Raw genomic sequence first — 24,910 nt, forward strand, 5'->3', positions numbered from 1 at the left:
TCTGACAGCTCGATCCTCGTGCCGGCGCTTTGATGCGCCGCATGATCGAACCAAGACGCAAGCGCGGCGCCGAGCGAACCAGCAACAGGGGACCGACCGCCATCCCGCAACTGCCGCTCAGGCGGGTGACAAACCCTTATCCGCCGATGGCGATGCTCTCGGCCGACCAGATCGAGGCGATCCACCAGGCGTCGATGCATATCTTGGAGAATTTCGGCATCGAGGTGATGAGCCCGCGGGCGCTGTCGCTGTTCGAGAAGGCCGGGGCCAAGGTCGATCATGCCACGATGAACGTCCGCATCGATCGCGGCATGGTCGAGGAAGCGCTGAAGACGACACAGTCCAGCTATATGCTTACGCCGCGCAATCCCGCCCATGCCGTCCACCTCGGCGGCAACACCATCAACTTCACCCTCGTCGCCGGGCCGCCGAATGTGCACGACATGGAGCGCGGCCGCCGTGCCGGCAATTTGCGCGATTATTCCGACCTCGTCCGGCTGGCGCAGCATTTCAACTGCATCCACATGCTAGGCAACCAGGTCTGCGCGCCGGTAGAACTGCCGGCGAATTCCCGTCATCTCGACACCTATTTCGCCAATCTGACACTGACCGACAAAAGCTTTCACGTCTCGGCCATCGGCCGCGGCAGGGCGCTCGACGGCATCGAGATGATGGCAATCGCGCGCGGACTGACGCTTGACGAGATGCGCGACGATCCCGGCGTCACCACCATCATCTCGGTCAATTCGCCGCGCCGCTTCGACGAGATGATGGCCGAGGGGCTGATGACCATGGCCGAGTTCGGCCAGTCGGTCGCGGTAACACCGTTCACACTGATGGGGGCGATGAGCCCGGTGACGCTTGCCGGCGCGCTCGCCCAGCAGAATGCCGAGGCGCTGTTCGGCGTGGTGCTGACGCAGCTCGTCCGCCCCGGCGCGCCGGTGATGTATGGCGCCTTCACCTCCAATGTCGATATGAAATCGGGAGCGCCGGCGTTCGGCACGCCTGAAAACACCAAGGCGAATATCGCGTCCGGACAGTTGGCGCGGCGTTACAACCTGCCTTATCGCACAACGCCGGGCTCGGCTTCCAATGCCGCCGACGCGCAAGGCGCCTATGAGACGCTGATGGCGCTGTGGGGCGCGGTGCTCGGCCATGGCAACCTCGTCTACCATGCCGCCGGCTGGCAAGAGGGCGGACTGACAGCGTCGTTCGAAAAGTTCATCATCGATGTCGAGATGATCCAGCACATGATGGAGTTTTTGCGCCCGATCGAGGTCAACGAGGCCGAGCTTGCTGTCGAGGCTCTGGGTGCGGTTCCGACCGGCGGCCACTTCTTCGGCGAGCCGCACACGCTGGAGCGCTACGCCACAGCCTTCTACCAGCCGATGCTGTCCAACTGGCAAAATTTCGAGGCCTGGCAGGAGGCTGGCGGGCTCGATGCCACGGCGCGGGCGACGCGGCTGTGGAAGAAGGCGCTGGAGGACTATGTCGAGCCGGTGATGGAAATCTCCAGGCGCGAAGCGCTGGAGGCATACGTGGCCAAGCGCAAGGAAGCGATCGGGCAAAGCGAGCCGTGATGATCGAAGGCTCGCGCTCGTGGGGCTCCTCCCCGAATTCATCGTTCCCATCCAACTCGTTGACGTCAGAGAGAATCCCATGAAATCGCATGCAAAGGTCGTGGTTATCGGCGGTGGCGTTGTCGGGTGCTCCGTGCTGTTCCATCTGGCCCGTCACGGCTGGACCGACATCGTGCTCCTGGAGCGCAATGAATTGATCTCCGGCTCGACCTGGCACGCCGCCGGCGGCATGCACACCATCAATGGCGATCCCAATGTCGCCAAGCTGCAGAAATACACAATCTCGCTCTACAAGGAGATCGAGGAACTGTCCGGCCAGGCGACCGGCGTGCATCTGACTGGCGGCGTCTTGCTGGCGGCGACCGAGGCGCGCCTCGACTGGCTGCGCGGCGTCGTCGCCAAGGGCCGCTATCTCGGCATCGAGCTCGAGGAGATATCGCCTGATGAGGCGGCCGAGCTGATGCCGTTGCTCGACCCCAAGCAGTTCGTCGGCGCCGTTCGCAACAAGGAGGACGGTCATCTCGACCCCTCCGGCGTCACCCACGCCTACGCCAAGGCCGCGAGGAAGCTTGGTGCCGAGGTCGAGCGTTTCACCAAGGTCGAGGACATCGTGCGGCGCGCCGACGGGTTGTGGCGTGTCATCACCAACAAGGGTGAGGTGGTGGCCGAGCATGTCGTCAACGCCGGCGGCCTGTGGGCGCGTGAGGTCGGCCGCATGGTCGGGCTGGAGCTGCCGGTGCTGGCGATGGAGCACATGTACCTGATCACCGAGGACATGCCGGAAGTCGCCGCCTGGAACCAGAAGACTGGTACGGAGATCATCCATGCAGTCGATTTCGACGGCGAGCTGTATCTGCGCCAGGAGCGCGGCGGCATGCTGATGGGCACTTACGAAAAGGCCAACAAGCCATGGTCCGAGTTCCAGACGCCATGGAGTTTCGGCCACGAACTGCTCGAACCCGACATCGACCGCATCGCACCGTCGCTGGAGGTCGGGTTCCGGCATTTCCCGGCGTTCCAGAACACCGGCATCAAGCAGATCATCAACGGACCCTTCACCTTTGCGCCGGACGGCAATCCGCTGGTCGGGCCGGTGCGCGGCCTGCCGGGGTTCTGGGTGGCCTGTGGTGTCATGGCGGGGTTCTCGCAGGGCGGCGGCGTCGGGCTGGCGCTGTCGAACTGGATGATCGAAGGCGATCCCGGCGCGGATATCTGGGCGATGGACGTTTCGCGCTACGGCGACTGGGCCACAATGGCCTACACCAACGCCAAGGTGCGCGAAAACTATTCGCGGCGGTTTTCGATCCGCTTCCCAAACGAGGAATTACCGGCCGGCCGGCCGCTCAAGACGACACCGGTCTACGATCTGTTGTCGGCGAAGGGCTCGCAATGGGGGGTCGCCTATGGGCTGGAGGTGCCGCTGTGGTACGCGCCCGAAGGGGTCAAGGACGAATTCTCCTGGCGCCGCTCGAGTGATTTCGAGCATGTCGCGAAAGAAGTGGAGACGGTTCGGCAAGGCGTTGGTCTGTCGGAAATCTCGTCATTCGCCAAATACAGGGTAACCGGCGAGGGCGCTGCGGCCTGGCTCGACCGCTTGCTTGCCTGCAAGCTGCCGAAATCCGGCCGCATGACGCTGGCGCCGATGCTGAAGGAAGACGGCAGGCTGATCGGCGATTTCACGCTGGCCAATCTCGGCAATTCTAAAAGTGACGATTGGTTCCTGGCAGGCTCCGGCGTCGCCGAGCAGTACCATATGCGCTGGTTCGAAGCGCATCTGCCGGAGGACGGCTCTGTCAGCATCGAGGCGCTGGGAGCAAAACTCACCGGCTTATCGATCGCCGGGCCGAGCGCGCGGAAGCTTCTTGAAAAGGTCACACGATCTGACGTGTCGAATACGGCCTTTCCATTCATGGCCATCAGCAGGATGGATATCGGCATGGCGCCGTGCCTGGTCGGGCGCGTCAGCTACACCGGCGACCTCGGCTACGAAATCTGGGTGGCGCCGGAATATCAGCGTGCCGCCTATCAGGCGCTGATGGCGGCGGGCGAGGAATTCGGCATCGGCCTGTTCGGCTCGCGCGCGCTCAATGCGCTGCGGCTCGAGAAGAATTACGGCTCATGGGCGCGCGAATACCGGCCGATCTATGGGCCGCTGGAGGCCGGCCTCGACCGCTTCGTCGCCTACGGCAAGCAGGCCGATTTCATCGGCAAGCAGGCGGCGCTGGCCGAGCGCAAGCAAGGCGGCAGACTGCGGCTGCGGGCCTTTGTCGTCGATGCTGCCGATGCCGACGTCATCGGCGACGAGCCAATCTGGTATGGCGGCGCCGTGCGCGGCTGGGTCACGTCCGGCGGCTACGCACATCATTCCAAAAAATCTGTCGCCATCGGTTATGTGCCGAAAGAGATCGCCGACGAGGCCTACGGTTTCGAGATTGAGCTTCTGGGCAAACGCCACGCCGCGCGCATGCAGCCGACCCCGCTGTTCGACGCGAATTTCGAACGGATGAGAGGGTGAGGAACCGGTTCGCACAGCGAATTCGCCGTGCCGGTGGCACGGCGAAAGGTTCCGAACGCCGGGGAGCTGCCGGAGGCAGCGGGCCCACGGCCGGGAGACGGTCAATTACGAAACCCGGCGGTTATCCAGCGCCAGGGCGCCGGCGCCGGCGAACACCAGATAGAGGAAGATGAAGCAGAACGATATTGCCGCATCGCCGTCGTTGTTGACCGGGAAGAAGTCGCGCGGCATGTGCGCCATGAAATAGGCGATCGCCATCTCGCCGCTGAGAAGGAATGCCACCGGCCTGGTGAAAAGCCCCAATACCAGCAGGATGCCGCCGGCGAATTCCAGGATGGCCGCAGTCAGCGACAGCCCGCTCAGGGTGCCGGCATGGTCGCCGACAGGGAAATTGAAAAGTTTCTGAGTGCCGTGCTCGATGAACTGCAGCGCCGTCATGATGCGCAACGCGGCAAGAGCGAACGGTTGATATCCGGCCAGGCCTTCGAAAAGCTTCATCTACGACTCCATTTTCACCTCGCCCGGCCATAGGTCATCGCCAAAGGCCGGACCATTCACATGATCCGGCCTGCCATCAACTGTCGGTGAGTGAGTCGTGAGAAGTGCTGCAGTCTTGGGGCCGCACGAAGGCGGCCCCGCAATTGGCGCGGCCTGTTACCGCGTCGGTGCCATTAGCGCGAAATGGGCGCCTTGCGGGTCCGTGCACTGCACGATCCAACTGCCGCCGGGAACCTCCATCGGACCCATGAGGATCTTGCCGCCATTGTCGGTGACACGCTTGGCTGCCGCGTCGATGCCGGGCACGTTGAAATAGAACTGCCAGACCGACGCCGGGATCTGCTCGGGCTTGTTCATTATGGCGCCAACGGGCTCGCCGCCGAAGACGAAAAGCTGGTAGACGCCCATCGGACCCATATCCATGGCGTCGCCCTTCTCCCAGCCGAACTGGCTGGAATAGAAATCGAACGCCGCCTTCCAGTCTGACGTGTAGAGCTCATGCCAGCCGATGTTGCCGGGTGTCGTCAACGGTAGCGGCGGCTGGTCGGGGCCGCTGGGCTGCAGGAAGTTGAATATCGCGCCTTGCGGGTCGGCAACGACGGCGAAGCGGCCGACGCCAGGAATGTCGTCGGGCTCGCGGTGAACCGCGCCACCAGCCTTCTTGAGGGACGCCGTTGCGGCATCGACGTCCCTGGTGAGGATATAACCGATCCAGGCCGGCGGCATGCCCATCTTGCGCGCGTCCTCGGGCAGCGTCATCAGCCCGCCGACGCCGCGCTCGCCGACATTCATGACGATATAGCGCGGCATGCTCGGGGCGCCTTCGAAAGGCTGCCCCCTCCAGCCCACCACCGAGGTGTAAAACGCCTCGGCGGCGTCGAGATCGGTGGTCATCAACTCGTACCAGAAGAAGGGCATCGGGGACTGTGGCATTGTCGTGCTCCTTGCGGTTTGTACATCGATCATGCGCGATCCATTCTAGGACGATCTTCGCGACGAAAATCAGACAGCGGCCAAAAAAGTTATGGCGCACAGCCCGTGGCCTGCGCGCTTTGTGTTTGGATTTTCCTACAGCGGAGGATCTTCGGTCTATACCACCCGGCTGGAACGCCGGCGGCCTATATCGCTCGTGGCGGCTTAGCCGGCGAGACGTGCATCCGCATGGTTGTTATGCGTTTCTTCCTCGTTCGCGGGGGATGGCATCAAGTGCTCAAGCTTATGCAAGCGCCTAGCGCCGACGAAGCGGCATTTCGGCCTTTCGACAGAGCCATCAGGCAGGTCAAAATATGAGTTTGATTATCATGTTGGTTGAACCGTTCCAGCGGCTTGCGCCGAAAATTGACCAATTGATAAAAAAATAAAACGTGCTAGCCTTCCCCAAAACAAGAACATGGGGAACTGACGATGCCAGAAGGCCAGTTCAAGCAAGGCATTGCCGGCGGGCGACTTTCGCCGGAACAATATGCCGACAATTTTTCCGATCTGCATCCGCCGCTCGATCATCACGAGGCGCTGGTCGAATCCGACCGCTGCTATTTCTGCTACGACGCGCCGTGCATGAATGCGTGCCCGACCTCGATCGACATCCCGCTGTTCATCCGCCAGATCGCGACCGGCAATCCGATCGGCTCGGCCAAGACGATCTTCGACCAGAATATTTTGGGCGGCATGTGCGCCCGCGTCTGCCCGACCGAGACGCTGTGCGAAGAGGTCTGCGTGCGCGAGGTGGCAGAAGGCAAGCCGGTGCAGATTGGTCGCCTTCAGCGCTACGCCACCGATGTCGCGATGGCCGAAAACAAGCAGTTCTACAAACGCTCCGAACCGACCGGCAAGACGGTCGCCGTGGTCGGCGCCGGACCGGCCGGGCTTGCGGCCGCGCATCGGCTTGCCCGTCATGGCCACGACGTGACCATCCTGGAAGCCCGCCCGAAGCCCGGCGGCCTCAATGAGTACGGTATCGCGGCCTATAAGAGCGTCGACAATTTCGCTCAGGCCGAAGTCGACTATGTCACGTCGATCGGCGGCATCGACATCCAGAACGGCAAGGCGCTCGGCCGCGATTACCAGCTGTCGGACCTGATCAGGAATTACGATGCGGTGTTCCTCGGCATGGGGCTTGCCGGCGTCAATGCCTTGCGAGCGGACGGCGAGGAGGCGCAAGGCGTCACCAATGCCGTCGAGTTCATTGCCGAGCTGCGTCAGGCCAGTGATCTGGCCAGCCTGCCGGTCGGACGGCGTGTTGTTGTCATCGGCGGCGGCATGACGGCGATCGACGCGGCGGTGCAATCGAAGCTGCTCGGTGCCGAAGAGGTGACGATCTGCTATCGGCGCGGCCCGGAGCACATGAATGCCTCCGAATTCGAACAGGATCTGGCTGCCGCCAACGGCGTCATCATCCGGCACTGGTTGCAGCCGAAGCGGGTCATTGCCGACGCCGGCAAGGTGTCGGCGATCGAGCTCGAATACACCGCGATGGACGGCGACCGGCTCGTCGGCACCGGCGAGCGGCTGACGCTCGTCGCCGATCAGGTGTTCAAGGCGATCGGCCAGAGCTTTGTCCCGGCTGCGCTCAACGGCAGCGGAGCCTTGCTTGCCCTGGAAGCCGGCCGCATCAAGGTCGACGCGGAAGGGCGCACCTCGCTGGCCAATGTCTGGGCTGGCGGCGACTGCATTTTCGGCGGCGACGACCTGACTGTTTCAGCCGTCGCGCAAGGCCGCGATGCGGCGGAGAGCATTCATCGGGCACTGACCTCGAACGGGAGGGCATGAGCATGGCAGACATCCGCAACAATTTCGTCGGCATCAAGTCGCCGAACCCGTTCTGGCTGGCCTCGGCGCCGCCGACCGACAAGGCTTACAACGTCATCCGCGCCTTCAAGGCGGGCTGGGGAGGCGTGGTGTGGAAGACGCTCGGGGAAGAGGGCCCACCGGTGGTCAACGTCAACGGGCCACGCTATGGCGCGATCTGGGGCGCCGACCGTCGTCTGCTCGGCCTCAATAACATCGAGCTGATCACCGATCGCGACCTGCAGGTCAATCTGCGCGAGATCAAGCAGGTCAAGATGGACTGGCCCGACCGGGCAATAGTCGTCTCGCTGATGGTGCCGTGCGAGGAGCATGCCTGGAAGGCGATCCTGCCGGTGGTCGAGGAGACCGGCGCCGACGGCATCGAACTCAATTTCGGCTGCCCGCATGGCATGTCGGAACGCGGCATGGGTGCGGCGGTCGGCCAGGTGCCGGAATACATCGAAATGGTGGTGCGCTGGTGCAAGGCCAACACCCGCATGCCTGTCATCACCAAGCTGACGCCCAACATCACCGACATACGCAAGCCGGCACGCGCTGCCCTTGCCGGCGGCACCGACGCGGTGTCGCTGATCAACACCATCAACTCGATCACCGGCGTCAATCTCGATAGTTTCGCGCCGGAGCCGACGATCGACGGCAAGGGTTCGCATGGCGGCTATTGCGGCCCGGCGGTGAAGCCGATCGCCATGAACATGGTGGCCGAGATCGCGCGCGATCCGGAAACGAAGGGCCTGCCGATCTCCGGCATCGGCGGCATCACCACCTGGCGTGACGCCGCCGAATTCATGGCGCTCGGCGCCGGCAATGTGCAGGTGTGCACGGCGGCGATGACCTATGGCTTCAAGATCGTGCAGGAGATGATCGCCGGCTTGGAAAACTGGATGGACGAGAAGGGCCATGCCTCGCTGGACGACTTCGTCGGCCGCGCCACCCCCAACGTCACCGACTGGCAGTATCTCAACCTCAACTACGTCGCCAAGGCGCATATCGACCAGGACGCCTGCATCAAATGCGGCCGCTGCCACATCGCCTGCGAGGACACCTCGCACCAGGCGATCACCAGCATGGTCGACGGCGTCAGGCATTTCGAGGTGATCGAGGCCGAATGTGTCGGCTGCAATCTCTGTGTCAATGTCTGTCCGGTCGAGAATTGCATCACCATGGAGCCGCTGGCGGCCGGCGTGATCGACCAGCGCACCGGCAGGCCGGTGTCGCCGATCTATGCCAACTGGACGACGCATCCGAACAATCCGATGGCCAAGGTGGCGGCGGAGTAGCGAACAGCGCGTTGTGGGAAAGCGGCACCTGCGGGCGCCGCTTTTTTCAAATAGATATTGCGGATGCTTATTATCCATGATAACATGTATCCATGAATAGGAGAGCGAAATGAAGCTGGGCGAGGGCGTCGAAGCGGCCATCCACTGCGCCGCCATGCTAGCCGGCATGGAAGGCGCGGCGACTATGCCGGGTGCTGCCATGGCGGAAGCGTTCGGGCTGTCGCCGAGCTATCTGCTTAAGCATCTCAACATGCTGACAACGTCGGGCATTCTGGAATCGGTGCCGGGGCCATACGGCGGCTACCGGCTGGCGCGGCCGGCGGAACGCATAACGCTGCTCGATATCGTGCTGGCCGTCGAGGGGCGCGAACCGGCCTTCCGCTGCGCCGAAATCCGCCAGCGCGGCCCAGCGAAGCTCGATGCCTCGGTCTATGTCAAACCTTGCGGCATCAACGTAGCCATGCTGAAGGCCGAGCGCGCCTATCGCGCCGCGCTCGCCGACGCCCGGCTGTCCGACATCGTTGCAGAATACACGGCCGATGCCGATCCCCGTTCGATCGCCGCGAACTGCGCCTTCGTCGAGCGCCATCAGCGGCCGCAGAAATCAAGTTCAACCAAGCAAGCATGAAAGGCTACAGACGATGAAACAGAGGCTGCAATTTTTCGGCGCGGCGCCGGAGATCATGAAGGCGGTGTCGGCGCTCAACAAGGCAGTCGACGAATGCGGGCTCGAAAAAAGCCTGTTGCATCTGATCAAGCTCAGGGCGTCGCAGATCAATGGCTGCTCGTATTGCGTTGAGATGCATAGCCGCGAAGCGCGCCGCGACGGCGAAAGCGAGCAGCGGCTCTATCTGGTCTCCGCCTGGAAGGAATCGCCGCTGTTTTCCGAGCGTGAACGCGCAGCATTCGCCTGGACCGACGCGCTGACCAGGATCGCCGATAACGATATTTCGGACGAACTCTATGCAAGGACGCTCGAGCATTTCTCGGAAGAGGAGCTGGTCAAGCTGTCGGTTGCGCTCGGCATGATCAACACCTGGAACCGGCTTTGCGTTCCGTTCCATGCAATCCATCCGATGCCGGCGGTCATGGCCGCTTGAGAACCAGGCGCGCGGCCTTGCGCCGCGCGCCTCTTTTCCAAGGACCGACAGCATGTTTTCAAGCTTTAATAATGAGATCCTATTCGCCGCCCGCCTGCTGCTTGGCGGCGCCTTTGTCTTTGCCGGCCTACGCAACATTCAGAACGCGGCGTTGGTGAGCCAATTGATGACGACGCGCGGCGTGCCGCAGGCGCGGCTGGTGCTGTGGCTGGGGATCGTCCTGCAGATCATCGCCGGAGCGCTGGTGATCGCAGGCATCTGGACCGCTCTGGCGGCGGCATGCCTGATCCTGTTCCTGATTGTCGCTACGCCGATGTTCCATAATTTCTGGGATCATCAGGGCCCGGAGCGCGCGTCCCGCATCAATGGCTTTGTGGGCAACGTGGCGTTGACCGGAGGATTTCTGGCGCTGATCGCGCAGCCGCTTTGACAACGACCGTCGCCTGGGGCAGCCGCTTTACGCCGCATACCGCAAACCTCCGTCGCAGGTCAGGACCTGGCCGGTGACGAAGCTGTTCGAAACCAGGAACGCAATCGCCTCGGCGACGTCCTCGGCGCGGCCGATGCGGCCGACCGGCGTCTTGCCGGCATATTCGGCAAACACCGCCTGCCGCTGATCGTCGGGCAAAAAATCCCACCATGGCGTGTCGATGACACCCGGCGCCACGACATTGACGCGTAACGGCTTCAGCTCCATCGCCAGGATCGGCACCACGGTCAGCAGCATGCCGTTGACGGCGGCGATGCCGGCGACGCCGGGCGCCGACAATTGCGCCGACACCGCCGAGATGAAAGTCACCGAACCGCTCTTGTTCAGCGTCGGCAAGGCGGCCTGCAGGCAGGAGAGCTGTGGCCGGACCTTCTCGTCGACGCCACCGCCGATGTCGGTCAGGTCAAGTGTTTCGAACGGGCCGAGCCCCTGCCGCCGCTAGCGGCCAGCACCAGGTGATCGAAAGGGCCGAGATCGCTGAAGAACCGGCGAACCTCGTCCGGCTTCGCGGCGTCGAAGGCAGCTTTTTCGACCGCGCCGCCAAGGCCTTGCCATGCGTTGTCGAGCCTTTCCTGGTTGCGCCCGGTGATCGTCACCTTCATGCCCGGGCCGAGCAGCTTTTTCGCGGTGGCCAGGCCGATGCCGGAGGAGCCGCCGACCACCACGGTGTGATTGGTTTTCTCGATCATGAATTTTCTTTCTTCGATGTTGCGGAAGCGGGTGCGAGCCCGACAAGGCCGAGGCTCAATTCGCGCAACTGCTGCCTCGCCTTAGCGTCATAGGCTTGCGCATCGGCGCGGGATTTTCTTTGGCCGTCGAAATAGAGGCCGCTTCGCCCCTCAAGCGCCGGCGATGTGGCGAGGTTGATGATGGCCTCGGCGCCGGTTTCGACGGAGCTCCAGGGTGTGATGCCCGCCTGCCGCACCATCGTAGTGTTCATGTAGCTTGCCGGATGCAGGCTGTTGACCGTGACACCGGTGCCGTTCAGCTGCTCCGCCAGATCGATGGTGAACATGATCTGCGCCAGCTTGCTCTGGCAGTAGGCACGGACGCCGCCATAGGAGCGGGTCAGCATGACGTCGTCGAAGTCGATCGCCTGCTGGCCGGCCGAGGCGACGTTGACGATGCGCGCCGGCACGCTGGACTTGAGCAGCGGCAGCAGCTCCGTGGTGAGCAGGAAACCGGCGAGATAGTTGACGGCAAAGCGCAACTCGTAGCCGTCGGCGCTGACCTGCCGTTTCGCGTTTGGGCCGGCGGTGCCGACGCCGGCATTGTTGATGAGGACATCGAGCCGCTTGGTCCTTGCGCGCACGGCCTCGGCGAGGCGGCGAACTTCCGCCAGGGAGGAGAGATCGGCGACCAGCAGCTCGGCCTTGCCGCCGGCGGCTTCGATTTCGGCCCCGATCGCCTTGCCCCTTGTCGCGTCGCGGCCATGCACCAGGATGCGCGCGCCGCCGGCGCCGAGCCTTTGCGCGACGACGCGGCCGACACCGTCGGTAGACCCTGTGATGAGGATTGTCTTGTCTTTCAGTTCCATGTTCGGAGCCTCCATCTCATAGCTCTGAGCGGAAAGATGGGGCACCAGCCACTTGCCAAACAGTTCAAACTTTATCCTGGTATCGGTACTGCTATAATAGCGCCGATGGATTCCACCACGCACTCCGCCGAAGACAGCCGCCGCCGCGAGCTTGGCGCCTTCCTGCGCTCGCGGCGCGAAAGGCTGACGCCTTCGGCCACCGGCATATCGACGGGATTGCGCCGGCGCACGCCCGGGCTGCGGCGTGAGGAAGTGGCGATGATCGCCGGCGTCGGCACAACCTGGTATACCTGGCTGGAGCAGGGCCGCGACGTTCGGCCGTCGGCAGAGGTGCTGACGGCGCTCAGCCGGGCGCTGCGCCTGGACGCGGCCGAGCAACGGCATCTGTTCATCCTTGCCGGCCGACCGCAGCCGGAGCGTCGCTTCGACGCGCCGGAAAAAGTCGATAGCCCGTTACTGCACATGCTGCAGAGCCTGATCCTGCAGCCGGCCTATGTCCTTGGGCGGCGCTGGGACGTGCTGGCCTGGAACTCTGCCGCGGCAGCCGTGTTCGGCGACTATGGTCTGCTGGAGGGCGATGCCCGCAACATTGTCCATATGGTGTTCACCAGCCCGCAGCACCGGCGCCTGCTCGTCGACTGGGAGGAACTGGCGCGTGCCGTGCTGGCGTCATTCCGGGCAGAAAGCGCCAGATATGTCGGCGATCCGGATTTCGAGCGGCTGATCGCGCTGATGACGCGCTCGAGCCCGGAGTTTCGCGCCTGGTGGCCGCTACGCGACGTGGCCCGCAACCTATCGGGTGTGAAGCATGTCCGGCACCCGATAGCGGGCGCTATGGCTTTCGAGCATATGAGCCTGTCGATCGACGACGGCTCGGACATGAAGCTGATCGTCTACACGCCGCTCGCCGAGCAAAACTCGATCGCCAAGCTCGAACAACTGCTGGAGACGCTTCCGGCCGAGCGGCGCAGCGCGTGATGCCCATCGCTTCGCTGAAGCCTCAGCCCTTCGGCTTCAGCCCGTCAATGAACAGTTGCTCGAGAAACCTTGCGGCATCCTCGAAGCGGCCGTCGCCGCCGCGATCGGGGCCGAGCACGGCGCGGACCTGGACGTCGAAATCGGCATAGTGCTGCGTCGTCGCCCAGATCGAGAAGATCAGGTGCCAGGGGTCGGTGCGGGCAATCTTGCCGGCGCGCATCCAGCCCTTGATGACGTTGGCCTTCTCGTCGACCAGTGTCTTCAATTCGCCCTCCAGCATCGGCATGATGCGCGGCGCGCCCTGCAGGATCTCGTTGGCGAACAGCCGGCTCTCGCGCGGGAAATCGCGCGCCATTTCGAGCTTGCGCCTGATATAGCTGCGCAGTTCGGTCAAGGGATCGCCAATGTCGTCGAGTTCGCGCAGCGGCGCCAGCCAGGTGTCGAGAAGCCGCTGCATCAGCGTCTCGTGGATGTCCTCCTTGCGGCGGAAATAATAGAGCAGGTTCGGCTTCGACATGCCGGCGGCTTCGGCTATCTGGTCGATGGTCGAGCCGCGAAAACCGTTGGTGGAGAAGACTTCGAGCGCCGCCTCTAGGATGAGCTCGCGCTTTTCCAGCTGAATGCGGGTGCGGCGAGGAGCGGAGCTTTCGACCGCCCCCGTCACCTCGAAAAACCTTCGCCGCGAGGGGTGTCTGGACCAATTCTCTGGACCAGTTTTTCTCCGCCCTGTGGAGCGCACTTCGAAAGCCGCATTTCCGCTAGTAATCCCTTGACCGCTGATAAGGCGGTGCTAACGTTTGTCCAACCGGTCAAAAATTTGCGTAGCACGAAAACGCAGCAAAGACCAAGTGTTGGAAAGACCAGGCGTTAGCCGCACCGAAACGGGTTACAAGGGGAAGTCTTGGTCATGTCCAACCGGCTGAAAGTCACGCCGAACGATCTCAGCGCATTCTGGATGCCGTTCACGGCAAACCGGCAGTTCAAGCAGGCGCCGCGCATGTTCGTGTCCGCCAAGGACATGCATTACACGACCAGCGACGGGCGCAAGGTTCTCGACGGCACCGCCGGTCTGTGGTGCGTCAATGCCGGCCACTGCCGTCCGAAAATCACCGAGGCGATCCAGAGCCAGGCGGCAGAGCTCGATTATGCGCCGGCGTTCCAGATGGGTCACCCGATCGTGTTCGAGCTTGCAAATCGGCTGGTCGATATCGCGCCGAAGGGCATGGACCATGTGTTCTTCACCAATTCTGGATCGGAATCGGTCGAGACCGCGCTGAAGATGGCCATCGCCTATCACCGCGCAAAAGGCGAGGGCTCGCGCACCCGCCTGATCGGCCGCGAACGCGGCTATCACGGCGTCAATTTCGGCGGCATTTCGGTTGGCGGCATCGTTACAAACCGCAAGATGTTCGGCACGCTGCTCGGCGGCGTCGATCACATGCCACATACCCATCTGCCGGAAAAGAACTCCTTCACCAAGGGCGTGCCCGAGCATGGCGCCGAACTGGCGAACGAATTAGAGCGTATCGTTGCCCTGCACGACGCCTCGACAATCGCCGCCGTCATCGTTGAGCCGGTTGCCGGTTCCACCGGCGTCATCCTGCCGCCGAAGGGCTATTTGCAGAAGCTTCGCGAGATCTGCACCAAGCACGGCATCTTGCTGATTTTCGATGAGGTCATCACCGGTTTCGGCCGTCTCGGCACGCCGTTTGCCGCCGACTATTTCGGCGTCACGCCCGATATCATGACCACCGCCAAAGGCGTCTCCAACGGCGTCATCCCGATGGGCGCGGTGTTCGTGAAGAAGGAAATCCACGACGCCTTCATGACCGGGCCCGAGCACATGATCGAGTTCTTCCACGGCTACACCTATTCGGGCAATCCGATCGCCTGCGCCGCGGCGCTGGGCACGCTCGACACCTACAAGGAAGAGGGGCTGCTGACGCGCGGCGAGGAACTGGCGTCGTACTGGGAGGACGCGCTGCATTCGCTGAAGGGCGAGCCGAACGTCATCGACATCCGCAATATCGGCCTGATCGGTGCGGTCGAACTGGCGCCGATCGCCGGCCAGCCGACGAAACGCGCCTTCTCGGCTTTTGTGAAGGCGTTCGAGCGCGGTGCATTGATCCGAACCACCGGCGACATCATCGCGCTGTCACCGCCGCTGATCATCACCAAAGGCCAGATCAACGAATTGATCGACCATGTGCGCGAAGTGCTGAGGGCGGTGGATTGAAGAACCGGGCGCGGATATCCCTCCCCCTTGAGGGGAGGGTGGCCGCGAAGCGGCCGGGTGGGGTCGGTGCGGCAGTGCGCCGACCTGATCTTTTGCTGCGAGGTCGTTTTTGATGCCCCGTACCCGTGTGAGCTTCGAAATGCGCCAAAAGGCACGGGCGCTGCGAGTTCACGCGACCAAGGGCGAATCCCTGCTTTGGTATGAACTGCGCGAGCTGAAATCGGCCGGCATCAAGTTCCGGCGCCAGTGCCCCATCGGACCGTATATCGTCGACTTCGCTTGCCTCGCTGTAAAGCTGGTGGTGGAAGTGGATGGCGACTTGCACGAACAGGAGAAGGGCAAACGGCACGACGCCGTCCGTGATGCCTATCTGCGATCGCTTGGGTTCAATATCTTTCGCGTCGATGAGCCCGATGTCATAAACAGCGCTTGGCATGTCGCACAGGTGGTCAAGGAGAAGGTCGCGCGCATGTCAGCCGACCCCACCCGACCGCTTCGCGGCCACCCTCCCCTCGAGGGGGAGGGGGAGGCTGGCGTGCCGCAACCGATGAGGTTTTAGAATATGGCCGCCCCCGGCGAGAATCTGCGAATCAATTCAGACCGTTTGTGGGATTCGATAATGGAGATGGCGAAGATCGGCCCCGGCATTGCCGGCGGCAATAATCGCCAGACCGTTACCGACGAGGACGGCGAAGGGCGGCACCTGTTCAAGCGCTGGTGCGATGAGGCGGGGCTCGACATGGGCGTCGACGAGATGGGCACGATGTTTGCCCGCCGCGAAGGCACCGACCCCAGCCTGCCGCCGGTCTATGTCGGCAGCCATCTCGACACCCAGCCGACCGGCGGCAAGTATGACGGCGTGCTCGGCGTGCTCGGCGGCCTGGAGGTCGTGCGCTCGCTCAACGATCTCGGCATCAAGACCAAGCACCCGATCGTCGTCACCAACTGGACCAACGAGGAAGGCGCCCGCTTTGCGCCGGCAATGATGGCGTCCGGGGTATTCGCCGGCGTGCTCGACCAGGCCGACGTCTATTCACATGTCGACAAGGACGGCAAGAAATTCGGCGAGGAACTCGAACGGATCGGCTGGAAGGGCACCGAGAAAGTCGGTGACCGAAAGATCCACGCCTTCTTCGAATTGCATATCGAGCAGGGCCCGATCCTCGAGGACGAGGGCATCGACATCGGTGTCGTCACCCATGGGCAAGGGTTGAAATGGCTGCAGGTGACGCTGACCGGCAAGGAGGCGCACACCGGCTCGACGCCGATGCCGAAGCGGCGCAATGCCGGGCTCGGCATGGCGCGGGTGATCGAATTGGTGCACGAGATCGCCATGGACTACCAACCCGACGCCGTCGGCGCGGTCGGCCATATGGAGGTCTATCCGAACTCGCGCAACATCATCGCCGGGCGCACCGTCTTCACCATCGACATCCGCTCGCCGGAAAAGGAGGTGCTGGACGTCATGGACGGGCGCATCCGCGAAGGCATCGACACGATCTGCGACGCGCTCGATATCAAATATCAAATCGAGCAGGTCGGCCATTTCGACCCGGTCACCTTCGACGCGGGCTGCGTCAAGGCTGTGCGGGATGCGGCGGAGCGCTTGGGATATACGCATCGCAATATCGTCTCGGGCGCCGGCCATGACGCTTGCTGGATCAACCGCGTTGCGCCCACCGCAATGGTGATGTGCCCTTGCGTCGACGGTCTCAGCCACAACGAGGCCGAGGAAATCACCAAGGAATGGGCAGCGGCCGGCGCCGATGTGCTGTTCCATGCGGTGGTCGACACGGCGGAGATCGTAGGGTGAGAGGTTTGGGCTGGAGCAGACGGATTCTTGCGAAGAGGGACCCCCACCCTAACCCTCCCCACAAAGGGGAGGGAACTCCTGTCAGCGCCGATTTGCGGCAAATTACCAACGTTTCCAACGCCAAGGTCGTAAGTCGGATTGCGCGGCAGCATTCCCTCCCCCTTGTGGGGAGGGTTAGGGTGGGGGTCCCTCTTCGCAAAAAATTCATACGCGATTTTTCTCTGCCTTTGCGGGAAGAGATTGAGGGTGGGGGTACTCGTTTTGGCACCGACCGGTATCGACCCCGCCGCGATCAAACGTGCAAGGGCATTACGCCGAAACATGACGGATGGCGAACGCAAGCTCTGGTCGGAATTGAAAGAGTTCCGTCGTCTCTACGGCCTGCATGCCAGGAAGCAGGCGCCGATCGGGCCTTACATTGCGGACTTCGTTCTGCATGAGAAGAACCTCGTCATCGAAGTAGACGGAGAGCATCACTTCACGCCGGAGCAAATGGACAAGGATCGGATACGCGATGCATGGTTTGGCCGGCAGGGCTATCGTGTGCTGCGGTTTTCGACCGGAGATCTGGCGGAATCTTTCGACAGGTGTATCGAAGAGATACTGCGGGAAGTTGGAGTCATGTAGAGGCCATTTACAGCCCCGTTGGTCCTGACCCCACCTGTAACACCGAGAAGACGCTCACAAGAAGCGCGAGAGAACAAGGGAACGAAAATGACCAAAGTCATCAAGAATGGCACCATCGTCACCGCCGACCGGACGTGGAAGGCCGATGTGCTGTTCAGCCACGGCAAGATCGTCGCCATCGGTTCCAATCTTCACGGCGACCATGAGTTCGACGCCAGCGGCTGCTATGTGATGCCGGGCGGCATCGACCCGCATACCCATCTCGAAATGCCGTTCATGGGCACCTATTCGGCCGATGACTTCGAATCCGGCACCCGCGCGGCCCTTGCCGGCGGCACGACGATGGTCGTCGATTTCTGCCTGCCGGCGCCGCAGCAATCGCTGCTCGAGGCCCTGCAGATGTGGGACAACAAGACCTCGAAGGCGTCCTGCGATTATTCCTTCCACATGGCGATCACCTGGTGGGGCAAGCAGGTGTTCGATGAAATGGCCACCGTCGTCGACAGGGGCATTACCTCGTTCAAGCATTTCATGGCCTACAAGGGCGCGCTGATGGTCGACGACGACGAGCTCTATTCGTCGTTCCAGCGCTGCGCCGATCTTGGCGCGCTGCCGCTGGTCCATGCCGAGAATGGCGACGTGGTGGCCGCCCTGTCGCAGAAGCTGCTGGCGGCGGGCAACAATGGCCCGGAGGGGCACGCCTATTCGCGCCCGCCGGAAGTGGAAGGCGAGGCGACCAACCGCGCCATCATGATCGCCGATATGGCTGGCGTACCGCTGTATGTCGTGCATGTCTCCTGCGAGCAGGCGCACGAGGCCATCCGCCGTGCGCGGCAGAAAGGCATGCGGGTGTTCGGCGAGCCGCTGATCCAGCATCTTACGCTGGACGAGAGCGAGTATTTCAACAAGGACTGGGACCATGCGGCGCGCCGTGTCATGAGCCCGCCCTTCCGCAACAAATGGCACCAGGATTCGCTGTGGGCCGGCCTGCAGGCCGGGTCGCTGCAAGTGGTGGCGACCGACCATTGTGCCTTCACCACCAAACAGAAGCGCAACGGCGTCGGCGACTTCACCAAGATTCCGAATGGCACCGGCGGGCTCGAGGATCGTTTGCCGGTGCTGTGGACGACCGGCGTCAACACCGGCCGGCTGACGATGAACGAGTTCGTCGCGGTGACCTCGACCAACATCGCCAAGATACTCAACATGTACCCGAAGAAGGGCGCCATCGTCGAAGGCGCGGACGCCGACATCCTCGTCTGGGACCCGAAGCGCAAGAAGAAGATCACGGCCAAGAAGCAGCAGTCGGTGATCGACTACAACGTCTTCGAAGGTTTCGAGGTGACCGGCCTGCCGCGCTTCGTCTTCTCGCGCGGCGAACTGTCGATCGAGGAAAACGAAGTCAAGGCAAAGCCCGGCCATGGCGAGTTCGTCGCTCGCGAGCCCAACGCGGCGGTCAACCGGGCACTGTCGACCTGGAAGGAGATTTCCGCGCCGCGCAAGGTGGAACGTACAGGCATCCCGGCGACGGGCGTTTGAGCTTGGCGAGCCACGGTGCGATTATCTCACTGGCCGCGGTGATCCTTGCCGCCGGGCCGGCGGCGGCTGACGTCCTTGCCGGTTCCTATGGCAATGAGGTCGGTTGCGCCGGCGTACGGCTCGGTTATCAGGACAGCGACGATTATGTCGTGCTGACCGCCGACGGCGTCGAAACCTATGGCAGCGGCTGCGAGTTCGCACAGCGATTGACGACGATGCCTGGCACCCGGTTGTTGAACTCCACCTGTTTCGCCGAGGGCGAGGAGGGGACGACCACGGATGTCGTCAAGGTCGTCAACAAACGAGAGGACGGTTTCTTCGTGACCATCCCCGGCCTTGATGAGATAGGGCCGCTGAAATCATGTTCGTGACGGTGCCGATGACGGCCGCCGCCTCGATGCCGGCTTCAGGCGACCAACCCGTCCAGTGCCGGCAGCAGGACGACGCTTTCCTGTTCGTTGGGATCGGTGCGGGCAATGACCGCCGAGGCGGGGCTGTCGCTCAGATTGGCCGGCAGATGCGGCACGCCGGCCGGAATGTAGAAAAGATCGCCGGCCTTGACCACGATATGCTGTTCAAGCCGGTCGCCATACCAGGTATGGACTTCGCCGGAGAGCACATAGATCGCGGTTTCATGGTTTTCGTGCAAATGCGCTTTGGCGCGGGCACCCGGCGGCATGGTCAGCAGATGCATGCAGATGCCGGACGAGCCGACTGTTTCGGCGGCGATGCCGGCGAAATAACTCAGGCCCTGTTTGCCTTCATAAGAGCTTTCAGGGCGGATAAGATGGCACGTCGGTTTGGGCGACATCGGGGCAACTCCGGGCGTCTATCTGATGGGACAAGGGCGCGTCGATCTGGGGCGAGTAAAACTGGGGCGAGTAGGACTGGGCGAGTGGAAAGCAACATCGGGGTAAAATCAATGGGATTCCGGCCGGCGCCGCAGTGGCCGGAAGCGACAGGCTACGGCCGATGACGGGAGTATCGCCAGCCGTTGTTTCGGCAAGCAAGCTTGGCCTGACCTTCCAGACCAACGATGGTCCGGTGCAGGCGCTGTCCAATGTCGACCTGACCATCGGCAAGGGCGAATTCGTGTCCTTCATCGGGCCCTCCGGCTGCGGCAAGACAACCTTGCTGCGCGTGATCGCCGATCTGGAGAAGCCGACATCGGGAGCCATCTCCGTCAACGGCATGACGCCCGAGCAAGCGCGCCAGAGCCGCGCCTATGGCTATGTCTTTCAGGCGGCCGCACTTTATCCGTGGCGCACGATCGAGCGCAATGTGGCGCTGCCGCTGGAGATCATGGGCCTGTCCAGGGCGGAGCAGGCGGCGCGTATCAAGCGAACCCTCGACCTCGTCAACCTCAGCGGCTTCGAGAAGAAATACCCCTGGCAGCTCTCGGGCGGCATGCAGCAGCGCGCCTCGATCGCGCGGGCGCTCGCCTTCGACGCTGACCTTTTGTTGATGGACGAGCCGTTCGGCGCGCTCGACGAGATCGTGCGCGATCACCTCAACGAACAGTTGCTGGAGCTTTGGGAACGAACCAACAAGACCATCTGCTTCGTCACGCATTCGATCCCCGAGGCGGTGTATCTGTCAACGCGCATCGTTGTCATGTCGCCGCGCCCGGGGCGTGTCAGCGACGTCATAGAATCGACGCTGCCGAAAAAGCGGCCGCTCGATATCCGCGAGACGCCGGAGTTCCTGGCCATCGCCGCGCGGGTGCGGGACGGGCTGAGGGCGGGGCACAGCTATGATGATTGAGGCGGCGCGGAACGGGCTTGCGCGTTCGGAGGTGCATCGCCCTCGCGAGGGAGGCGCTAACCGTGCATTCGTCATCCTAGGGCGGAGCCGCCGCGAAGCGGCGTGCGCAGACCCTAGGATCCATGCCGTGAGGTCGGCCGAAACGCGCAAGCGGTCGAGAATAAGCGCCGGGCAAGCCACTGCAAGCGCCGTTCCTTCCAGAGAGGGAGCTATTTTCAGCACCGCTTCGGAACGGGAAGGTAACGGAATGGATCCTAGGGTCTGCGCCGCGTCGCTTCGCTCCTCGCTGCGCCCTAGGATGACGAAGGGGTGGTTGGGGGCGCCCTTTACGCACGCCGCTTCGCGGCTGCTCCGCCCTTCGAAAGAAACGAATGCCGGGGCGAAAGTGCCCGGCCTCCGCTTCGCTCCAGCCACCCTCTCCCCGTTGGGGAGAGGAGGGCGCTTACCCGGCGAGGCCTGCTAGAATGGACTCGTTTCGCGACAAGATCGTTCCGGTGACCTCGATCCTCCTGGGCGTCGTCGTCGTCTGGTACGTTATGGCTGTCATCCTCAACACGCCGTTCCAGCGCGATCTCGACCGCCGCGCCAATCAGACACCGGGTATTGTGGAATTCATCGGCAAGACGCTGGCGCAGCCGAAGCCGACGCTGCCGGCGCCGCATCAGGTGGCAGTGAATTTTTTCGAAAACACCTTTCTGCGCAGCATCACCTCGAACCGCAGCCTTGTCTACAATGCCTGGGTGACGCTGTCGTCGACGCTGCTCGGCTTTGCCTTCGGCACGGCGCTCGGCATCGTCATCGCCGTCGGCATCGTGCATGTGGCGACGCTCGACCGCAGCCTGATGCCGTGGATCATCGCGTCGCAGACCATTCCGATCCTGGCGGTGGCACCGATGATCATCGTTGTGCTGGCGGCTGTCGGCATCACCGGGCTGATCCCGAAGGCACTGATCTCGACCTATCTGTCCTTCTTCCCGGTGGCGGTCGGCATGGTGAAGGGGCTTCGCTCGCCCGAGCTTACCCATCTCGACCTGATGCACACCTATAATGCCAGTCCTTCGCAGACCTTCTGGAAATTGCGGGTGCCGGCCTCGGTGCCGTTCCTGTTCACCTCGATGAAGGTGGCGGTGGCCGCCAGCCTGGTCGGCGCCATCGTCGGCGAGCTGCCGACCGGCGCCGTCGCCGGCATCGGCGCCAAACTGCTCGCCGGTGCCTATTACAGCCAGACCATCGACATCTGGTCGGCGCTGGTTGCCGGGTCGGTGGTCGCGGCGCTGCTGGTTATGCTGGTCGGCATTGCCGGGCGCCTTGTCGACCGCGCCATGGGCGGGAGGCCGGCATGAGCTCGCTCCTGAGCCTTTCCTCAATCACGCCTCGATCCTGGCAGGGGTATGCCGCGCTTGTCCTGTTTGTCGGCGCGCTGCTTGTTTTGCCGCTCGTCAGTGCTACGCCCGGTTACGGCATGGCGACTACGCTTTCGATTTTCATTCTGCTGCTCGTGGCAATCGAGGCCGACAACTTTCCACCGATGATCGGGGTGATGTTGCTGTTCCTTGGCGCGCATGGCGCGGCGTGGATGCTGCTCGCCGGCATAACCGGCAATGAGGGCAGCGCTCGCGCATCCTTCTATCTGCTGCTCGCCGCCGCGTGGTTTTTGGCCTGGCGCTGCGTCACGGTCTTGTCGTCGTTTCGCCCGATATCGCGCTGGGCGTCAACCGCCCTGCGCCTGATCATTCCGGCCATCTTCGGCGCCTGGATCCTGATCATCTGGGAAGCGGTGACGCGTGGTGCCGGCATTCCCTTCATCCTGCTGCCGCCGCCAAGCGCCATCGGTGCCCGCATCGTCGGCTCGCTGCCGGTGCTGGGGGCCGATGTCAGGCAGACCATCTTCAAGGCGGTCATCTTCGGCTATGTGGTGGGGAGCAGCGCCGGCTTCCTCGTTGCCATCGCCGCCGACCGCGTGCCGTTCCTGCGGCGCGGGCTTTTGCCGATCGGCAATATGGTATCGGCGCTGCCGATCATCGGCGTCGCGCCGATCATGGTCATGTGGTTCGGCTTCGACTGGCAGTCGAAGGCAGCGGTGGTCATCATCATGACCTTCTTCCCGATGCTGGTGAACACCGTCGCCGGGCTTGCCGCCTCCGGCCATATGGAGCGCGACCTGATGCGCACCTATGCCTCGAGCTATTGGCAGACGCTGTTCAAGCTGCGGCTGCCGGCGGCCGCGCCCTTCATCTTCAATGCGTTGAAGATCAATTCGACGCTGGCGCTGATCGGCGCCATCGTCGCCGAGTTCTTCGGCACCCCGGTGGTCGGCATGGGGTTCCGCATTTCGACGGAAGTCGGCCGGATGAACATCGACATGGTGTGGGCCGAAATCGCAGTTGCAGCACTTGCGGGTTCGGTCTTTTATGGCGTGGTCGCTTTTTTCGAGAGAGCAATCACGTTTTGGCATCCCTCTGTCCGTGGTGGATAGGGGCGGTGGGTTTAGGGCGCTAACTTCAGAGGGTAAAAACATGAAAAGACTAGTTGTTTCGATGCTGGCCGGCGCGATGTCGCTTGCCGCGTTCCAGGCGATGGCCGCGGACAAGGTGACGCTGCAGCTGAAATGGGTCACGCAGGCCCAGTTTGCCGGCTATTATGTCGCCAAGGACAAGGGCTTCTATGAGGCCGAAGGCCTCGACGTCGAGATCAAGCCCGGCGGTCCTGATATTGCGCCGGAGCAGGTCATCGCCGGCGGCGGTGCCGACGTTATCGTCGACTGGATGGGCGGCGCGCTGGCTGCCCGCGAAAAGGGCGTGCCGCTGGTCAACATCGCCCAGCCGTTCAAGAAAGCCGGTATGGAGCTGGTCTGCCCGAAGGACGGGCCGGTCAAGACAGAAGCCGACTTCAAGGGCCACACGCTCGGCGTCTGGTTCTTCGGCAACGAGTATCCGTTCTATGCCTGGATGAACAAGCTTGGCCTCAAGACCGATGGCGGGCCGGACGGCGTCACCGTGCTCAAGCAGAGCTTTGACGTGCAGCCGCTGATCCAGAAGCAGGCGGATTGCATTTCGGTGATGACCTATAACGAGTACTGGCAGCTCATCGACGCCGGCTACAAGCCGGAAGAGCTGACCGTCTTCAACTATTCCGCCATGGGCAACGATCTGCTCGAAGACGGGCTCTATGCCCTGGAGGACAAGCTCAAGGATCCGGCCTTCGAGGACAAGATGGTGCGTTTCGTGCGCGCTTCGATGAAGGGTTGGAAATACGCCGTCGACAATTCCGACGAAGCGGCCGGCATCGTCATGGACAATGGCGGCCAGGACGAGAATCACCAGAAACGCATGATGGGCGAAGTCGCCAAGCTGATCGACAATGCCGATGGCAAGCTCGATCCGGCGACCTACGAGCGCACCGCCAAGGCGCTGCTCGACCAGAAGATCATCAGCAAGGAGCCTACCGGCGCCTACACGACGGCGATCACCGACAAGGCCATCAAATAGGGCTGTCAAACTGGCTTGTAGCGGAAAAGGGGCGGGCGACCGCCCCTTTTTAGTGGGATGTAAAATGAACGTTACCGGCGGAAACATCCGCTCGCAAAATCGTTGTGCCGGTGCATCCGCCTCAAGGGTGTCACAACGGAGGTTTCCATGCGCATCCAGTCCTTCACGCCGATGCTTTCGGCGCTGGCCATTTCTGCAGCCATCTTCTCTGCTTCACCGGCCCTGGCCGAAACCATAAAGATGACTGCGACGCTCGATGGTGCTCAGCAGAGCCCGCCCGTCACAACGAAGGGCAAGGGCACCGCCACGCTCAGGTTCAACACCACAACCAAGAAACTCAGCTGGACAGTGAGATATTCCGGCCTCAGCGGGCCGGCGAAGGCCGCACACATTCACGGCCCGGCGGCAAAGGGCGAAAACGCCGACCCGGTGATACCGTTCGAAGGCAAGCTGAGGAGCCCGATCAAGGGCTCGGCGACGTTGACCGATGCCCAGGCGACCGATTTGGAGGCGGGCAAGTACTACGTCAACATCCACACCGCGGCCCACGCGGATGGCGAGATCCGCGGGCAGATCGAAAAGGCGCCATCGACGATGTAGCGCAGCGATCATAGCGCTGTATCAACCTGTTGAAGTTTGGGAAGGGAATTCGACCTATCC

The 24,910-nt window shown here is 62.8% G+C and carries 24 protein-coding genes and 1 pseudogene; 19 read left to right on the forward strand and 6 right to left on the reverse strand.

Translation table 11 applies throughout. The annotated features are described in order from the left end of the window. The first annotated feature begins 41 nt into the window (after positions 1-41). A complete protein-coding gene (locus NKH50_RS00060) occupies positions 42-1,580 on the forward strand; it encodes a trimethylamine methyltransferase family protein (protein ID WP_352703411.1) in 1,539 nt (512 codons plus the stop codon). 79 nt (positions 1,581-1,659) lie between these two features. Further along, positions 1,660-4,095 (forward strand): GcvT family protein, encoded by a 2,436-nt coding sequence (locus tag NKH50_RS00065; protein WP_352875841.1) that lies wholly within the window; start codon positions 1,660-1,662, stop codon positions 4,093-4,095. A 105-nt stretch (positions 4,096-4,200) separates the two neighbouring features. On the opposite strand, the gene NKH50_RS00070 is transcribed toward NKH50_RS00065, so the two are convergent. After that, a complete protein-coding gene (locus NKH50_RS00070) occupies positions 4,201-4,593 on the reverse strand; it encodes a DoxX family protein (RefSeq protein ID WP_352875844.1) in 393 nt (130 codons plus the stop codon). Positions 4,594-4,749: 156 nt separating this feature from the next. Then, positions 4,750-5,526: a VOC family protein gene (locus NKH50_RS00075; protein WP_352875847.1), complete on the reverse strand. Its 777-nt coding sequence runs from the start codon at positions 5,524-5,526 to the stop codon at positions 4,750-4,752. A gap of 471 nt (positions 5,527-5,997) precedes the next feature. On the opposite strand from NKH50_RS00075, the gene NKH50_RS00080 reads away from it, so the two are divergent. The 5 genes from NKH50_RS00080 to NKH50_RS00100 all read left to right on the forward strand — a co-directional run bounded on the left by NKH50_RS00080 (position 5,998) and on the right by NKH50_RS00100 (position 10,208). Continuing rightward, positions 5,998-7,362 carry an NAD(P)-dependent oxidoreductase gene (locus NKH50_RS00080; protein ID WP_352740676.1) on the forward strand — a complete coding sequence of 455 codons (1,365 nt, stop codon included), beginning with the start codon at positions 5,998-6,000 and terminating at the stop codon, positions 7,360-7,362. Between the two features lie 2 nt (positions 7,363-7,364). Then, complete coding sequence (gene preA, locus NKH50_RS00085; protein ID WP_352644796.1) at positions 7,365-8,678, forward strand: NAD-dependent dihydropyrimidine dehydrogenase subunit PreA; 1,314 nt, start codon at positions 7,365-7,367, stop codon at positions 8,676-8,678. Between the two features lie 109 nt (positions 8,679-8,787). Beyond that, entirely contained in the window at positions 8,788-9,306 is a 519-nt protein-coding gene (locus tag NKH50_RS00090; RefSeq protein WP_352644794.1) for an RrF2 family transcriptional regulator, read from the forward strand. 13 nt (positions 9,307-9,319) lie between these two features. Next, complete coding sequence (locus tag NKH50_RS00095) at positions 9,320-9,778, forward strand: carboxymuconolactone decarboxylase family protein (protein WP_352475416.1); 459 nt, start codon at positions 9,320-9,322, stop codon at positions 9,776-9,778. A 52-nt stretch (positions 9,779-9,830) separates the two neighbouring features. Further along, positions 9,831-10,208, forward strand: coding sequence for a DoxX family protein (locus NKH50_RS00100; protein WP_352475415.1), 378 nt, complete (start codon positions 9,831-9,833; stop codon positions 10,206-10,208). A gap of 27 nt (positions 10,209-10,235) precedes the next feature. On the opposite strand, the pseudogene NKH50_RS00105 reads toward NKH50_RS00100, so the two are convergent. Beyond that, positions 10,236-10,957 (reverse strand): annotated as a pseudogene (locus NKH50_RS00105) (SDR family oxidoreductase). Further along, positions 10,954-11,805: an SDR family NAD(P)-dependent oxidoreductase gene (locus NKH50_RS00110; protein WP_352875851.1), complete on the reverse strand. Its 852-nt coding sequence runs from the start codon at positions 11,803-11,805 to the stop codon at positions 10,954-10,956. The pseudogene NKH50_RS00105 and the gene NKH50_RS00110 overlap by 4 nt, the downstream one beginning before the upstream one ends. A gap of 105 nt (positions 11,806-11,910) precedes the next feature. Here NKH50_RS00110 and NKH50_RS00115 point away from each other — a divergent pair, with 105 nt between their 5' ends. Then, positions 11,911-12,783: a helix-turn-helix transcriptional regulator gene (locus NKH50_RS00115; protein WP_352703428.1), complete on the forward strand. Its 873-nt coding sequence runs from the start codon at positions 11,911-11,913 to the stop codon at positions 12,781-12,783. Positions 12,784-12,805: 22 nt separating this feature from the next. On the opposite strand, the gene NKH50_RS00120 is transcribed toward NKH50_RS00115, so the two are convergent. Then, the gene (locus NKH50_RS00120) at positions 12,806-13,447 is read right to left on the reverse strand and encodes a TetR family transcriptional regulator C-terminal domain-containing protein (protein WP_254819042.1); all 642 of its coding nucleotides are present in this window, start codon (positions 13,445-13,447) and stop codon (positions 12,806-12,808) included. A 243-nt stretch (positions 13,448-13,690) separates the two neighbouring features. Between NKH50_RS00120 and aptA the strand changes: the two genes are divergently transcribed. The 6 genes from aptA (at position 13,691) to NKH50_RS00150 (ending at position 19,369) form a co-directional block, all read left to right on the forward strand. Then, positions 13,691-15,019, forward strand: coding sequence for an omega-aminotransferase AptA (gene aptA, locus NKH50_RS00125; protein ID WP_352703430.1), 1,329 nt, complete (start codon positions 13,691-13,693; stop codon positions 15,017-15,019). A 112-nt stretch (positions 15,020-15,131) separates the two neighbouring features. Beyond that, the gene (locus tag NKH50_RS00130; protein ID WP_352875854.1) at positions 15,132-15,578 is read left to right on the forward strand and encodes an endonuclease domain-containing protein; all 447 of its coding nucleotides are present in this window, start codon (positions 15,132-15,134) and stop codon (positions 15,576-15,578) included. Positions 15,579-15,581: 3 nt separating this feature from the next. Next, positions 15,582-16,832 carry a Zn-dependent hydrolase gene (locus tag NKH50_RS00135; protein ID WP_352875856.1) on the forward strand — a complete coding sequence of 417 codons (1,251 nt, stop codon included), beginning with the start codon at positions 15,582-15,584 and terminating at the stop codon, positions 16,830-16,832. Between the two features lie 246 nt (positions 16,833-17,078). Continuing rightward, a complete protein-coding gene (locus NKH50_RS00140; protein WP_352875858.1) occupies positions 17,079-17,459 on the forward strand; it encodes an endonuclease domain-containing protein in 381 nt (126 codons plus the stop codon). Between the two features lie 87 nt (positions 17,460-17,546). Continuing rightward, positions 17,547-18,998 carry a dihydropyrimidinase gene (hydA, locus tag NKH50_RS00145; protein WP_352875860.1) on the forward strand — a complete coding sequence of 484 codons (1,452 nt, stop codon included), beginning with the start codon at positions 17,547-17,549 and terminating at the stop codon, positions 18,996-18,998. 38 nt (positions 18,999-19,036) lie between these two features. Then, positions 19,037-19,369 carry a hypothetical protein gene (locus NKH50_RS00150; RefSeq protein WP_352875862.1) on the forward strand — a complete coding sequence of 111 codons (333 nt, stop codon included), beginning with the start codon at positions 19,037-19,039 and terminating at the stop codon, positions 19,367-19,369. Positions 19,370-19,404: 35 nt separating this feature from the next. Here NKH50_RS00150 and NKH50_RS00155 read toward each other — a convergent pair whose 3' ends face one another. Beyond that, entirely contained in the window at positions 19,405-19,809 is a 405-nt protein-coding gene (locus tag NKH50_RS00155; RefSeq protein ID WP_254819033.1) for a cupin domain-containing protein, read from the reverse strand. 161 nt (positions 19,810-19,970) lie between these two features. Here NKH50_RS00155 and NKH50_RS00160 point away from each other — a divergent pair, with 161 nt between their 5' ends. The 5 genes from NKH50_RS00160 to NKH50_RS00180 all read left to right on the forward strand — a co-directional run bounded on the left by NKH50_RS00160 (position 19,971) and on the right by NKH50_RS00180 (position 24,850). Beyond that, positions 19,971-20,762 (forward strand): ABC transporter ATP-binding protein, encoded by a 792-nt coding sequence (locus NKH50_RS00160; RefSeq protein WP_352453396.1) that lies wholly within the window; start codon positions 19,971-19,973, stop codon positions 20,760-20,762. Positions 20,763-21,226: 464 nt separating this feature from the next. Continuing rightward, positions 21,227-22,105: an ABC transporter permease gene (locus NKH50_RS00165; protein WP_254819031.1), complete on the forward strand. Its 879-nt coding sequence runs from the start codon at positions 21,227-21,229 to the stop codon at positions 22,103-22,105. Next, entirely contained in the window at positions 22,102-23,238 is a 1,137-nt protein-coding gene (locus tag NKH50_RS00170; RefSeq protein ID WP_352740440.1) for an ABC transporter permease, read from the forward strand. Before NKH50_RS00165 ends, NKH50_RS00170 begins: the two co-directional genes overlap by 4 nt. A gap of 40 nt (positions 23,239-23,278) precedes the next feature. Then, on the forward strand, positions 23,279-24,250 hold the full coding sequence (locus NKH50_RS00175) for an ABC transporter substrate-binding protein (protein WP_254819029.1): 972 nt from the start codon (positions 23,279-23,281) through the stop codon (positions 24,248-24,250). A gap of 147 nt (positions 24,251-24,397) precedes the next feature. Next, positions 24,398-24,850, forward strand: coding sequence for a CHRD domain-containing protein (locus tag NKH50_RS00180; protein ID WP_254819028.1), 453 nt, complete (start codon positions 24,398-24,400; stop codon positions 24,848-24,850). Positions 24,851-24,910 lie beyond the last annotated feature (60 nt).

Origin of the sequence: Mesorhizobium sp. M1027 (genome assembly GCF_040318745.1) — a bacterium.
Taxonomy (GTDB): Bacteria; Pseudomonadota; Alphaproteobacteria; order Rhizobiales; family Rhizobiaceae; genus Mesorhizobium.